Here is a 13,019-nt window from a genome sequence, read left to right as displayed (position 1 = left end):
TGGCAATGGCGGCCGGACGCAATCGTCGCATTCAAAGCCGTCCTTTGGGGGCGATGCGGAACTGACGGAATCAAATGCTGCTGTCGCTTCCACTTGCATCGTTTGTTCACTCCGGGTGAAAAAGCCAGGACGAAGAAACCGAGGGCATCATCATGGCCGGAACGAAATCCGCCGAGGATGGGACAAAAGGCGGAAAGCGCGCCACGGTTCAATCTGGCGAAGCCGCCGCGCCTGCCTCCATGGACGCAAGGGCAAGCCAGGCCGCGCATGTCACGCTCAAGCAGAATCCGCACGCGGTCCGCGACCAGAAGGAAAACGTTCTCGAGGTCGCCATCGGCCGCGAGGTGCGGGCGCTGCGCAAGAAACTCGGCGTCACCGTTGCTGATCTGGCTGCCGCTGCCAGCATTTCGCTCGGCATGCTGTCGAAGATCGAGAACGGCAACACCTCGCCGTCGCTGACGACGCTGCAGGCGCTGTCGCGGGCGCTCGGCGTGCCGCTCACGGCTTTCCTGCGGCGCTTCGAGGAAGACCGCAAGGCGGTGTTCGTGAAGGCGGGCGAGGGTGTCGACGTTGAGCGCCGAGGGACGCGGGCCGGACATCAATACCGGCTGCTCGGCTATGTCGGCGCGACCGCCAGCGGTGTTACGGTCGAGCCCTATCTCATCACGCTTACGGAAAACTCCGACGTCTTCCCGACCTTCCAGCATGACGGAATGGAGTTCCTCTATATGCTGGAGGGGGAGGTCGTTTATCGCCACGGCAGCAACCTCTACCGCATGACGCCGGGTGACAGCCTGTTCTTCGATGCGGACGCTCCGCACGGGCCGGAGGAACTGACGAAGCTGCCGATGCGCTATCTCTCCATCATCTCCTATCCGGAAAACCGTGGCGAATGAGCATGGCTGGCGCGATGTGACGGACTATCAAGGACGCCACAGTCCTCTTGGATGATTTCTCTCACATGAATATAAAATTCATGGTGGTTGAAGGTCATTGCGGCCTCTGCTAAGCGTTGAAGGGAACGCAAACTGCGGAGAGGCTGCGCCATGTGTGGTATCGTCGGACTGTTCCTGAAGGATAAATCGCTGGAGCCGAAACTCGGCGCTATGCTCTCCGACATGCTGGTGTCGCTGAGCGACCGCGGGCCGGACAGCGCCGGTATCGCCATCTACGGGCCGCCTGCGAAGGGCAAGGCGAAGATCACTGTGCAGTCGGCCTCGCCGAAGCGGGATTTCGAGGGGCTTGACCTGGAACTCGGCAAGGCTTTGGGCGCGAAAGTGTCGATACAGGTCAAATCCACCCATGCCGTGATCGAGGTGCCCGCGGCAAAGATGGAGGCGGCGCGGGACATGCTTTCCGAATTGCGTCCCGATATCCGCATCATGGGCGCGGGCGATGCCGTCGAGATCTACAAGGAAGTCGGCCTGCCCCGGCAGGTGGTCGACCGCTTCGGGATAACCGGCATGGGCGGCACGCACGGCATCGGCCATACCCGCATGGCGACGGAATCGGCGGTGACGACGCTGGGTGCGCATCCGTTCTCGACCGGACCGGACCAGTGCCTCGTGCACAATGGCTCGCTCTCCAACCACAACAATGTGCGGCGCGAGTTGAAGCGCAAGGGCATGCGTTTCGAGACCGAGAACGATACGGAAGTGGCTGCCGCCTATATCTCGTCGCGGCTCAAGGACGGCAGCGATCTCGGCGAAGCGCTCGACGGCACGCTGGCCGATCTCGACGGATTCTTTACCTTCGTCGTCGGCACCCGCAACGGTTTTGGCGTGGTGCGCGACCCCATCGCCTGCAAGCCGGCCGTGATGGCCGAGACCGAGCAATATGTCGCCTTCGGCTCGGAATACCGGGCGCTTGCCAGTCTTCCCGGCATCGCCGAGGCAAAAGTCTGGGAGCCGGAGCCGGCGAAAGTCTATTTCTGGGAGCACTGAATGCCGGTCGTCGTCGATCTCGCCAAGACCTCGCTGCGCGAACTGAACCAGGCGCTCCACGACATTCCCGAGGGCTCCAACGACACGGAGTGGGAGGTGCTCAATCCGCGCGGTAGCCATGCCGTTGCGGCGGGCGTCGACAAGCCCATCAGCGTCGATGTGCGCGGCAGCGTCGGCTATTACTGCGGCGGCATGAACGACGGCGGCGAGATCACCGTGCATGGTTCGGCTGGCCCCGGCGTCGGCGAGAACATGATGTCGGGCAGCATTGTCGTCAAAGGCGACGCCAGCCAGTATGCCGGCGCGACGGGCAAAGGCGGGCTGCTGGTCATAGAGGGCAACGCCTCGTCGCGCTGCGGCATCTCGATGAAGGGCATCGACATCGTCGTGCACGGGTCGATCGGCCACATGTCGGCTTTCATGGCACAATCGGGCACGCTGGTGGTGGTCGGCGACGCGGGCGACGCGCTGGGCGATTCCATCTACGAGGCAAAACTGTTCGTGCGGGGCAAGGTGAAGAGCCTGGGCGCCGACTGCGTGAAGAAGAAGATGAAGCCGAAGCATCTGCAACGCTTGCGCGCGTTGCTGGAAAAGGCCGGCGTGACTGGTGTCGAACCGGAGGAATTCACGCGCTACGGTTCCGCCCGCACGCTCTACAATTTCAACATCGACAATGCCGACGCGTATTGAGGCCGCATGACCTATCGCAACCCGCCGACGACGCCGCGCAAATCCGCGACTTTCGACGACTACACGCTGTCGGAAATCCGCCGCGCGGCGGCGACCGGTATCTATGATATCCGCGGCGCCGGCGCGAAACGCAAGCTGCCGCATTTCGACGACCTTTTGTTCCTCGGTGCCTCGATCTCGCGGTATCCGCTTGAGGGCTATCGTGAGCGTTGCGGCACCGACGTGGTGCTGGGCAGCCGCCATGCCAAAAAGCCGATCGAACTGAAGATACCGATCACCATTGCCGGCATGAGTTTCGGGTCGCTCTCCGGTCCGGCTAAGGAGGCACTCGGCCGTGGCGCGACGGCGGCCGGCACATCGACGACCACCGGCGACGGCGGTATGACCGAGGAAGAGCGGGGCCATTCGAAAACGCTGGTCTACCAGTACCTGCCGTCGCGCTACGGCATGAACCCGCGCGACCTCAGACGCGCCGACGCCATCGAGATCGTGGTGGGGCAGGGGGCGAAGCCAGGCGGCGGCGGCATGCTGCTCGGCCAGAAGATTTCCGACCGCGTCGCCGAGATGCGCACGTTGCCGAAGGGCATCGATCAGCGCTCGGCGTGCCGGCATCCCGACTGGACCGGCCCGGACGACCTGGAAATCAAGATTCTTGAAATCCGCGAGATCACCGACTGGGAAAAGCCGATCTATGTGAAGATCGGCGGCGCGCGTCCCTATTACGACACCGCGCTGGCGGTGAAGTCAGGCGCCGACGTGGTGGTGCTCGACGGCATGCAGGGCGGCACGGCGGCGACGCAGGAAGTGTTCATCGAGCATGTCGGCATGCCGACGCTGGCCTGTATACGCCCGGCGGTGAAGGCGCTTCAGGATCTGGGCATGCACCGCAAGGTGCAACTCATCGTCTCGGGCGGCATCCGCAACGGCGCGGATGTGGCGAAGGCATTGGCGCTCGGTGCCGACGCCGTGTCGATCGGCACGGCCGCGCTCGTGGCGCTCGGCGACAACGATCCGCGCTGGGAGGCGGAATACAACGAACTCGGCACCACCGCCGGCGCCTATGACGACTGGCATGAGGGCAAGGACCCGGCCGGCATCACCACGCAGGATCCGGAACTGATGCTGCGCCTCGACCCGATCGGGGCGGGACGGCGGCTGGCCAACTATCTGAAGGTGATGACGCTGGAGGCGCAGACCATTGCGCGCGCCTGTGGCAAGAACCATGTCCACAATCTGGAGCCAGAGGACCTTTGCGCGCTGACCGTCGAGGCGGCGGCGATGGCGCAGGTGCCGCTGGCAGGGACGGAGTGGGTGCCGGGTCGGGGTGGATACTAAGATAAGATTTGCGACCTTGGCGCTCCACGTTGCCCCCCTCTGTCCTGCCGGACATCTCCCCCACAAGGGGGGAGATTGCCCTTCATTTCTGATTTCGCCAATCGCCAGAGTTGCAGAAGGAGCGCCAGCAAAGCGGCCAGCCAATCTCCCTCCTTGTGGGGGAGATGTCCGGCAGGACAGAGGGGGGCGTGACGGACACGGCTTTTCATGATCTTGCATTCGCAACCGTAGCCAAAAAAACGACCCCGAGGAGGGCGTGAAGAGGGGACAAAATGACAGTTGATCTCGCGCAATTCGCCAAGAAGAACGGCGTCAAATATTTTATGATCTCCTACACCGACCTGTTCGGCGGCCAGCGTGCAAAACTGGTGCCGGCGCAGGCGATATCAGACATGCAGAAGGACGGCGCAGGTTTTGCCGGCTTCGCCACCTGGCTCGACCTGACGCCGGCTCATCCGGACATGCTGGCCGTGCCCGACGCCAACGCCGTCATCCAGTTGCCGTGGAAGCCGGAAGTCGCCTGGGTCGCCGCAGACTGCGTGATGGAAGGAAAAACCGTCGACCAGACGCCGCGGGCCACGCTGAAGCGGCTGATGGCCGAGGCGGCCGAGGAAGGCATGTATGTGAAGACCGGCGTCGAGGCCGAGTTTTTCCTGATCTCTCCCGATGGCTCAGCGATATCCGATGCCGCCGACACGGCGTCGAAACCTTGCTACGACCAGCAGGCGGTGATGCGCCGATACGACGTGATTGCCGAGATCTGCGACCATATGCTGGCGCTGGGCTGGGGGCCGTACCAGAACGACCACGAGGACGCTAACGGCCAGTTCGAAATGAACTGGGCGTTCGACGACGTGCTCGCCACCGCCGACAAGCATTCCTTCTTCAAGTTCATGGTGAAGTCGGTCGCCGAAAAGCACGGGCTGCGCGCCACCTTCATGCCGAAACCCTTTCCGGGCCTGACCGGCAATGGCTGCCACGCCCACATCTCGGTGTGGGACGAGGCCGGCAAGACCAATGTGTTCGCCGACGATGCGATGGAACTCGGCCTGTCGGCGCGCGGCCGCAATTTCCTCGGCGGCATCATGAAACACGCCTCGGCGCTGGCCGCGATCACCAATCCGACGGTGAATTCCTATAAGAGAATCAATGCGCCGCGCACCATTTCGGGCGCTACCTGGGCGCCCAACACAGTAACGTGGACCGGCAACAACCGCACCCACATGGTGCGCGTGCCGGGGCCGGGGCGTTTCGAGCTGCGCCTGCCCGACGGCGCCGCCAATCCGTACCTGCTGCAGGCCGTCATCATCGCGGCGGGGTTGGACGGGATGCGCACAAAAGCCGATCCGGGAAAACGCTACGACATCGACATGTACCAGTTCGGGCATACGGTGAAGGGCGCGCCGAAACTGCCGCTCAACCTGCTCGACGCCCTGCGCGAGTTCGACAAGGACAAGGGGCTGAAGGCCGCGCTCGGCGAGGAATTTTCGGCCGCGTATCTGAAGCTGAAGCATCAGGAGTGGAATTCCTACGCCCAGCATTTTACCCAGTGGGAGCGCGACAACACGCTGGATGTTTGAAGGCGCTGCTTCGGCGAGAGTGGCTTACAGCCGCCTGCCTGCTGCGTTGAACCAGTGGAGTTTTGCTGCTTCGACACCGACCGACATGCGGTCGCCCGGTGCAATCGCGGTGCGCCCCGGCGCGCGCAGGATCAGCCGGTTGTCAGCCAGCAGGCAATGGATGAAACTTTCGGCGCCGACCGGCTCGACGCCTTCGACCATGACCTCAAGCGCCAGCGCGCCAGCCGCGCCGGACTGAACGAGCGCATCTTCCGGCCGGAAGCCGAGCGTTGCCGCGCCGGCGGGAACGGTGACGCCGGATGAGTCGGGCAGGGCGGCGACCGGCAGCAGGTTCATCGGTGGCGCGCCGATGAAGCTCGCGACGAAGGTCGAGGCGGGCTTTTCGTAGACGTCGAGCGGTGCGCCGGTCTGCTCGACCACGCCGGCGTTCATCACCACCAGTACATCGGCCAGCGTCATCGCCTCCAACTGGTCGTGGGTGACGTAGACCGAGGTGACGCCCAGCGCGCGCTGCAGATTCTTGATCTCGACCCGCATCTGGCCACGCAGTTTTGCGTCGAGATTCGACAGCGGCTCGTCGAACAGGAAAACTTTTGGATTGCGCACGATGGCGCGGCCCATGGCGACGCGCTGGCGCTGGCCTCCCGAAAGCTCGCGTGGGCGGCGTTCGAGCAGATGCGACAGTTCCAGCGTTTTCGCGGCGGCGCGGACCCGCTTGTCGATATCGTCCTTGGCCGTGCCGCGGTTGCGCAGGCCGTAGGCCATGTTGTCGTAGACTTTCATATGCGGGTAGAGCGCGTAGTTCTGGAACACCATGGCGATGTCCCGCTCGGCTGGTCCGATGGTATTGACGATTTTGCCGTCGATGGCGACTGCGCCCGAGGTGATCGATTCCAGCCCCGCGATCATCCTCAGAAGGGTCGACTTTCCGCAGCCGGACGGACCGACCAGTACGCACAGCGCCTTGTCGGGTATGGCGATGGAGACGCCCTTCACCGCCTCGACCTTGCCGGAGTAGGTCTTTCGGACGTCCTTCAGATCGACGGTTGCCACAGATTCACTTCTCCGTCTCGATCAGGCCGCGCACGAACCAGCGCTGCATCAGCACCACCACCAGGATCGGGGGTACGATTGCCAGCATCGACGTGACCATCACCAGGTGCCACTGCGTGTCGGCGTCGGCGAAGGACACCATCTTTCTCAGGGCGATGACGATGGTGTTCATGTCGTTGCGGTTGGTCATCAGCAGCGGCCAGAGATATTGCGTCCAGCCGTAGATGAAGAGGATGACGAACAGCGCCGCGATGTTGGTGCGCGACAGCGGCAGCAAAATATCCTTGAAGAACTTCCACGGCCCGGCGCCGTCGATGCGCGCGGCTTCCACCAATTCGCCGGGAATGGTGAGGAAGAACTGGCGGAACAGCAGCGTCGCGGTGGCCGACGCCATCAGCGGCAGGGTCAGGCCGGTATAGGTGTCGATCAGTCCGAGGTCGACCATCACTTTGTAGGTCGGCATGATGCGCACCTCGACCGGCAGCATCAGCGTGATGAAGATCAGCCAGAAGAAGGTCATCCTGAGCGGGAAGCGGAAGAAGACGATCGCATAGGCGGACAGGATCGAGATCACGATCTTGCCGATAGCGATCGCCAGCGCCATCACCGTGGTGTTGAACAGGAGCGTCCAGACGTTGACGCCGCCGATGCGGCCGATGCCGCCGAACAGCGCCTCGTAGTAGTTGTCGAAGAACTCGCCGCCGGGCAGTAGTGGCAAAGGTGGGCGCAGGATGGTCTGCAGTGTGTGGGTCGAGGCGACGAAGGTGTAGTAGATCGGAAAGGCGACGATCACGATGCCGAGAATGAGCAGCGCATGCGCGAGGTAGCGCGACGAGCGGCTGAGCCCCAGCATCTCGCCTTCTTCCCGCCGGCCCAGCGCGACGGCGGTTCCCTGCGCCTCCGGCTTGGCGGCGGCGTCAGTCATAGTGCACCTTCTTCTCCACATAGCGGAACTGGATGGCCGTCAGCGCAATCACGATGACCATCAGGATCACGCTCTGCGCCGCCGAATCGCCGAGCAGCAGGTTCAGCGCGCCGTCGCTGTAGACCTTGTAGACCAGCGTCTCTGTGGCCTTGCCGGGGCCGCCGCCGGTGACGGCATGGATGATGCCGAAGGTGTCGAAGAAGGCGTAGGTGGTGTTGATCACCAGCAGGAAGAAGGTCGTCGGCGCGAGCAGCGGGAAGACGATCGTCCAGAACCGCTTGTTCTCGCCCGCCCCGTCGATTGCCGCCGCCTCGATCAGCGATTTCGGAATGGCCTGCAGGCCGGCGACGAAGAACAGGAAGTTATAGCTGATCTGCTTCCAGGAGGCCGCCGTGACGATCAGGATCATCGCCTGGTTGCCGTTGAGCAGCGGGTCCCACGGAATGCCGATTGAGCGCAGGCCGACCGCCAGAGTGCCGATCGATGGGTTGAACAGGAACAGCCAGAGCATGCCGGCAATCGCCGGTGCGACCGCATAGGGCCAGATCATCAGCGTGCGGTAGAAACCCCGGCCCTTGATCACCTTGTCGACCATGACCGCCAGCAGCAGCGCCACCGACATGGCGACGAAGGCCGTCGACACCGAGAAGATGACGGTCACCTTCAGCGAGTTCAGGTAATTGGGATCGGCGAGGACCTTTTCGAAATTGGCGAACCAGACGAATTTCGATTTGAGCCCGAACGGGTCTTCCCGAAGCATCGACTGCTGCAGCGCCTGGCCGGCCGGCCAGTAGAAGAACACCAGCGTGATGGCGAGCTGCGGGGCCAGCAGGAGATAGGGCAGGAGTTTGTTGGGGAACGTGATGCGCGGGGTCATGGCACAGCTCCCACCCTCCCCCTTGCGGGTAGGGTCGATCCGCATAGCGGATCGGGGTTGGGGTAACGATCGATCACAGGGCGAAATGTGACAGGGAAAACTGGAGTGAGGGCTGAAAACATGATCAACCCCCACCCCGTCTCAATCGATCCGCTCACGCGGAACGATCTCGCCGACCCTCCCCGCAAGGGGGAGGGTAAAAGCGCGCTCATCAATTCCCCAGCGCTTCCTTGATCGCCGCGTTGCCGCGCGACACGGCGTTGTCGAGCGCCTGCTGGGCGGTCTGCTCGCCGGCCAGCATCTTCTCATACTCCTCGTTCATGATGTCGCGCACCTGCGGCAGGTTCGGCAGGCGGACGCCCTTGGAATTCTCGGTCGGCGCCTTGCCCATCATCTGCTTGATCGGGATTTCGCGCGCCGGGTTCTTTTCGTAGAAACCGTCGGCCTTGGACTTTTCGTAGGCCGCCATCGTTACCGGGAGATAGCCCGACACTTGGTGCAGGCGGGCCTGAATCTCGGTCTTGGACAGGAAGTTGAAGAAGGCCGCGACGCCCTTGTATTCCTCGTCCGACTTGCCGGCGAACACCCAGAGCGAAGCGCCGCCCGGAATGGTGTTCTGCGATTCGGTGTCGTAGGGCAGCATGCCGGTGCCGAAATTCATGCCGGACTTCACGACGTCGCCAAGACCGCCCGACGATTCGGTGAAGATGCCGCATTCGCCGGCCAGGAAGATCTGCTTGGCCTCGGAGGTGCGGCCGCCATATTTGAAGGTCCCGTCCTTGGCGAGATCGGCCAGCGCCTGGAAGTGTTTCACGAAGGGCTCGGCATTGATCTTCAATTCGACATTCGGGCCTGCAATGCCGTTTTCCTGCGTGCCCCACTGGTAATTGTTCCAAGCGGCAAAGTTTTCCGTGTGGATCCAGGTCAGCCAGGTCGAGGTGAAGCCGCAGGGCGCGGCGCCGCTCGCCTTGATCTTCTTGGCGGCGTCCCAGACCTCATTCCAGGTCTTCGGCGGGTTGTCGACGTCAAGGCCGGCCTTCTGGAAGATGTCCTTGTTGTAATAGAGGATCGGCGAGGACGAGTTGTAGGGGAAGGACAGCATGGTGCCGTCGGGCTTCGAATAATAGGAGACGATGCCCGGCAGGTACTGGCTCTTGTCGAACGGCGTGCCGCCCATCGACAGGATCTCGGCGACTGGCTTGATGGCGCCTTCGGCGGCCATCATCGTGCCGGTGCCGGCGTCGAACACCTGCATGATCGCCGGCGGCTGCTTGGCGCGGAAGGCGGCGATGCCGGCGTTCAGCGTCTCGGGATAGGTGCCCTTGAAAACCGGCGTGATCTTGTAGTCGCTTTGGCTCTCGTTGAATTCCTTGGAAAGCGTTTCCACGACCTCGTTGTTGGCGCCAGTCATGGCATGCCACCAGGAGATTTCGGTGACGGCCCAGGAGGCGGTAGTGGAGAGAAGGGTCGCAGCCAATGCGGCCGCCATGCCATAAAGTTTCATCGTTCGCTCCCGTTCTTCGTTGGCGAAGGGTTGAGGTTCGCGAACGGGAGTATCGACTGATTGTGACAGCCGGACAACGATTTTTTCTCGCGAGAGTTTGCCGACTAACTATACCGGCGAGTTGGCCCGATACAGGGCTGCATTCCCTGCCGGTCTCTGCGGATAGCGTTATATTTTCTTGACGCGCTTGCCGGACGCGCGGGCCAGGTCGGCGGCGATCAAATCGTCGCGTCTCATATTCTCTTGGGTTGCGCTCACGGCATGAGTTATGTTTGATTGTATATATCGGTTGTCGTGTCCGACAACCGCATGTCGTCAGTACGCCGGGAACAGGAGAGGTTGTCATGGCCGGACTCAAGGCTGGAGAGATGCGGCTTCTGACGGCCGCCGGGGTTGCGGCGCTCATGCTGGCGGCGGCGCCCGCCGCCTTCGCGGCGGAAAGCCTGACGGTGTTCGCGGCGGCCAGCCTCAAGAACGCGCTCGACAATGTGAATACCGCCTGCGAGGCCGATGTCGGCGAGAAGGCGACCATCTCCTATGCCGCCAGTTCGGCGCTTGCCAAGCAGATCGAGGAGGGCGCGCCGGCCGACGTGTTCATCTCGGCCGACCTCGCCTGGATGAAATACCTGTCCGAGAAGAAGCTGACTAGGACGGACACCGAAGTCCAGTTGCTTGGCAACCGCATCGTGCTCGTCGCGCCGGCCGATTCGACCGCCAGCACCGAGATCGCGCCGAACTTCGACTTGGCGAAACTGGTCGGCGACGGAAAACTCGCCATGGCCAATGTCGATTCGGTGCCGGCCGGCAAATACGGCAAGGCCGCGCTGGAGAAGCTGGGCGTCTGGGCCTCGGTCGAGGGCAAGGTGGCGCAGGCGGAGAATGCGCGCGCCGCATTGGCGCTGGTCTCCACCGGCGAGGCGCCGGTCGGCATCGTCTACCAGACCGACGCGGCCGCCGACAAAAAAGTCAAGATCGTCGGCACCTTCCCGGAGGATTCGCATCCGCCGATCATCTATCCGGTGGCGCAGACCGCCGAATCCAAGGATGCCGAGACGCCGGCCTTCCTGAAGTGCCTGCAATCGGCCAAGGCCAAGGCGCTTTTCGAGGAACAGGGTTTTGCCGTATTGGTGCCGCCGGCCTCGAACTGATTTCGACGGGATATTGAATGGAGTGGCTGCATCTCAGCCCGGATGAGTGGAATGCGGTCCGGCTCTCCATCAAGGTTTCGACCTGGGCGACGGTGGTCGCGCTGCCGTTCGGCATCGCCATCGCCTACGCGCTGGCGCGGCGCGAGTTCTGGGGCAAGTCGATCCTCAACGGTATCGTTCACCTGCCGCTGATTCTGCCGCCGGTGGTCACCGGTTATCTTCTCCTCCTCACCTTCGGCCGGCGTGGTCCGGTGGGCGCTTTCCTCGCCGAGCATTTCGGCATCGTCTTTTCCTTCCGCTGGACCGGTGCTGCGCTTGCCTGCGGTGTCATGGCCTTTCCCTTGATGGTGCGGGCGATCAGGCTCTCCATCGAGGCAGTCGACAAAAAACTGGAGGCGGCGGCCGGCACGCTCGGCGCCAATCCCTTGTGGGTGTTCGCGACGATCACCCTGCCGCTGATCTTTCCCGGCATCATCGCCGGCATGATTCTTTCATTCGCCAAGGCGATGGGTGAGTTCGGCGCGACCATCACCTTCGTCTCCAACATTCCGGGCGAGACGCAGACCCTGCCGTCGGCCATCTACACTTTTACGCAGGTGCCGGGCGGTGATCTCGGCGCGCTTCGGCTGACATTGGTGTCGATAGCGATTGCCATGGTGGCGCTGGTCGCCTCGGAAGTGCTGGCGCGGCGCGTCAGCCGCGGGCTGGATATCGAGGGATGATGGCGGTGGTCATGGAGCAACGCTCTCCGCCCGATTCCGCTATGTTTCGGCGGACGGAGTTTCCGGCGGAGCGCGACCGATGACGCTGTCGGTTCGCATCCGCCACAGACAAGGGGACTTCCTGCTTGACGCGACGTTCGAAAGCAGCGGCCGGCTGACGGCGCTGTTCGGTCCGTCGGGATCGGGAAAGACCTCGCTGATCAACATGATCGGCGGGCTGGTTCGCCCCAAGAGCGGCCGTATCGAGGCGGGCGGACGGCTGCTGGTCGATACCGAGGCGCGTCTGTTCGTGCCGAAGTACCGCCGCCGCATCGGCTATGTGTTCCAGGATGCCCGGCTGTTTCCGCACATGAGCGTGGCGCAGAATCTCGGCTACGGCCGGTTCTTTACGCCGGCGACGGAACGCTACGCCGATTTTACGGGCGTGGTCGACCTGCTCGGCATAGGCCATCTGCTTTCGCGAAAACCCGTCTCGCTCTCGGGCGGCGAAAAGCAACGCGTCGCCATCGGCCGGGCGCTGATCGCCAGCCCAAAACTGATCCTGATGGACGAGCCGCTCGCCTCGCTCGACGACGCCCGCAAGGCCGAGATCTTGCCTTACATCGAGCGGCTGCGCGACGAGACGAAAATTCCGATCGTTTATGTCAGCCATTCCGTGGCCGAGGTGGCGCGGCTCGCCTCCGACGTGGTCGTGCTTTCGGCCGGCAAGGTGACAGCCAGCGGCCCGGCGGACGACATCCTTTCGCGTTTCGACCTGCTGCCCGAGGAGGAGCGGGCGGAGGCCGGCGCCATGGTCGACCTGGCCATGGCGGGGCAGGACGAGGTTTTTGGGCTGACAGTGCTGCATTCGGCGGGCGGCGAATGGCGGTTGCCCAGGATCGACGCGCCCGCGGGTGCGACAATCCGCGCCCGGGTGCGGGCAAGGGACGTCATGCTGGCGGTGGAGCGACCGGTGGGCATCAGCGCGCTCAACGTGTTGCCTGGCAAAATCACGGCGATCGCTGCGGGTGAGGGGCCGGACGCGCTGGTCTCGCTCGATTGCGGCGGCGACCGGCTGGCCGCTCGCGTCACCCGCCGCTCGATCGACGCGCTCAGCCTCACGGTGGGGCGGGAGGTGTTCGCGGTGGTCAAGGCGGTGACGTTCGACCGGGGCAGCGTGGGCGGTCCTTCGGGCCTCGCCCGCGATCCGTTTACGCTGCAAGTTCCACCCCAGCAGGAGGCTCGCACCTCACGATGAGGGAG

Annotated in this window: 12 protein-coding genes; 8 read left to right on the top strand and 4 right to left on the bottom strand. The window is 63.4% G+C overall.

Going from position 1 to position 13,019, the window contains the following annotated elements; translation table 11 throughout:
* The first annotated feature begins 152 nt into the window (after positions 1 to 152).
* From ACH196_RS02385 to glnT, 5 genes are all read left to right on the top strand, one after another.
* Positions 153 to 896: a helix-turn-helix domain-containing protein gene (locus ACH196_RS02385; RefSeq protein ID WP_396644609.1), complete on the top strand. Its 744-nt coding sequence runs from the start codon at positions 153 to 155 to the stop codon at positions 894 to 896.
* Positions 897 to 1,046: 150 nt separating this feature from the next.
* A complete protein-coding gene (locus tag ACH196_RS02380) occupies positions 1,047 to 1,943 on the top strand; it encodes a glutamine amidotransferase family protein (RefSeq protein ID WP_396644607.1) in 897 nt (298 codons plus the stop codon).
* Positions 1,944 to 2,633 carry a protein GlxC gene (locus ACH196_RS02375; protein WP_396644605.1) on the top strand — a complete coding sequence of 230 codons (690 nt, stop codon included), beginning with the start codon at positions 1,944 to 1,946 and terminating at the stop codon, positions 2,631 to 2,633.
* A gap of 6 nt (positions 2,634 to 2,639) precedes the next feature.
* Complete coding sequence (locus tag ACH196_RS02370) at positions 2,640 to 3,968, top strand: FMN-binding glutamate synthase family protein (RefSeq protein WP_396644603.1); 1,329 nt, start codon at positions 2,640 to 2,642, stop codon at positions 3,966 to 3,968.
* 272 nt (positions 3,969 to 4,240) lie between these two features.
* Positions 4,241 to 5,548 carry a type III glutamate--ammonia ligase gene (gene glnT, locus ACH196_RS02365; protein WP_396644601.1) on the top strand — a complete coding sequence of 436 codons (1,308 nt, stop codon included), beginning with the start codon at positions 4,241 to 4,243 and terminating at the stop codon, positions 5,546 to 5,548.
* A 24-nt stretch (positions 5,549 to 5,572) separates the two neighbouring features.
* Here glnT and ugpC read toward each other — a convergent pair whose 3' ends face one another.
* The 4 genes from ugpC to ugpB all read right to left on the bottom strand — a co-directional run bounded on the left by ugpC (position 5,573) and on the right by ugpB (position 9,907).
* Complete coding sequence (gene ugpC / locus ACH196_RS02360) at positions 5,573 to 6,601, bottom strand: sn-glycerol-3-phosphate ABC transporter ATP-binding protein UgpC (RefSeq protein ID WP_396644599.1); 1,029 nt, start codon at positions 6,599 to 6,601, stop codon at positions 5,573 to 5,575.
* 4 nt (positions 6,602 to 6,605) lie between these two features.
* Positions 6,606 to 7,454 carry a sn-glycerol-3-phosphate ABC transporter permease UgpE gene (ugpE, locus tag ACH196_RS02355; protein ID WP_396644761.1) on the bottom strand — a complete coding sequence of 283 codons (849 nt, stop codon included), beginning with the start codon at positions 7,452 to 7,454 and terminating at the stop codon, positions 6,606 to 6,608.
* 64 nt (positions 7,455 to 7,518) lie between these two features.
* Entirely contained in the window at positions 7,519 to 8,403 is an 885-nt protein-coding gene (gene ugpA, locus ACH196_RS02350; protein WP_396644597.1) for a sn-glycerol-3-phosphate ABC transporter permease UgpA, read from the bottom strand.
* A 211-nt stretch (positions 8,404 to 8,614) separates the two neighbouring features.
* Positions 8,615 to 9,907, bottom strand: coding sequence for a sn-glycerol-3-phosphate ABC transporter substrate-binding protein UgpB (gene ugpB / locus ACH196_RS02345; protein WP_396644595.1), 1,293 nt, complete (start codon positions 9,905 to 9,907; stop codon positions 8,615 to 8,617).
* Between the two features lie 344 nt (positions 9,908 to 10,251).
* On the opposite strand from ugpB, the gene modA reads away from it, so the two are divergent.
* From modA to modC, 3 genes are all read left to right on the top strand, one after another.
* Positions 10,252 to 11,055 (top strand): molybdate ABC transporter substrate-binding protein, encoded by an 804-nt coding sequence (modA, locus tag ACH196_RS02340; RefSeq protein WP_396644593.1) that lies wholly within the window; start codon positions 10,252 to 10,254, stop codon positions 11,053 to 11,055.
* A gap of 17 nt (positions 11,056 to 11,072) precedes the next feature.
* Positions 11,073 to 11,777: a molybdate ABC transporter permease subunit gene (gene modB / locus ACH196_RS02335; protein WP_396644591.1), complete on the top strand. Its 705-nt coding sequence runs from the start codon at positions 11,073 to 11,075 to the stop codon at positions 11,775 to 11,777.
* 79 nt (positions 11,778 to 11,856) lie between these two features.
* On the top strand, positions 11,857 to 13,014 hold the full coding sequence (gene modC, locus ACH196_RS02330; protein WP_396644589.1) for a molybdenum ABC transporter ATP-binding protein: 1,158 nt from the start codon (positions 11,857 to 11,859) through the stop codon (positions 13,012 to 13,014).
* The last annotated feature ends 5 nt before the right edge of the window (positions 13,015 to 13,019 follow it).

It is taken from the genome of Mesorhizobium sp. IMUNJ 23232 (assembly GCF_044326205.1).
Lineage (GTDB): Bacteria > Pseudomonadota > Alphaproteobacteria > Rhizobiales > Rhizobiaceae > Kumtagia.
Note: the sequence above shows the minus strand (reverse complement) of the source record. Positions and strands in the feature narration are given on the sequence as shown.

Excerpts from the sequence above, each read along its gene's own strand:
- ACH196_RS02385 (WP_396644609.1), top strand. The coding sequence starts at position 153 with ATGGCCGGAACGAAATCCGCCGAGGATGGGACAAAAGGCGGAAAGCGC.
- ACH196_RS02380 (WP_396644607.1), top strand. The coding sequence starts at position 1,047 with ATGTGTGGTATCGTCGGACTGTTCCTGAAGGATAAATCGCTGGAGCCG.
- ACH196_RS02375 (WP_396644605.1), top strand. The coding sequence starts at position 1,944 with ATGCCGGTCGTCGTCGATCTCGCCAAGACCTCGCTGCGCGAACTGAAC.
- ACH196_RS02370 (WP_396644603.1), top strand. The coding sequence starts at position 2,640 with ATGACCTATCGCAACCCGCCGACGACGCCGCGCAAATCCGCGACTTTC.
- glnT (WP_396644601.1), top strand. The coding sequence starts at position 4,241 with ATGACAGTTGATCTCGCGCAATTCGCCAAGAAGAACGGCGTCAAATAT.
- ugpE (WP_396644761.1), bottom strand. The coding sequence starts at position 7,454 with ATGCTGGGGCTCAGCCGCTCGTCGCGCTACCTCGCGCATGCGCTGCTC.
- ugpA (WP_396644597.1), bottom strand. The coding sequence starts at position 8,403 with ATGACCCCGCGCATCACGTTCCCCAACAAACTCCTGCCCTATCTCCTG.
- ugpB (WP_396644595.1), bottom strand. The coding sequence starts at position 9,907 with ATGAAACTTTATGGCATGGCGGCCGCATTGGCTGCGACCCTTCTCTCC.
- modA (WP_396644593.1), top strand. The coding sequence starts at position 10,252 with ATGGCCGGACTCAAGGCTGGAGAGATGCGGCTTCTGACGGCCGCCGGG.
- modB (WP_396644591.1), top strand. The coding sequence starts at position 11,073 with ATGGAGTGGCTGCATCTCAGCCCGGATGAGTGGAATGCGGTCCGGCTC.
- modC (WP_396644589.1), top strand. The coding sequence starts at position 11,857 with ATGACGCTGTCGGTTCGCATCCGCCACAGACAAGGGGACTTCCTGCTT.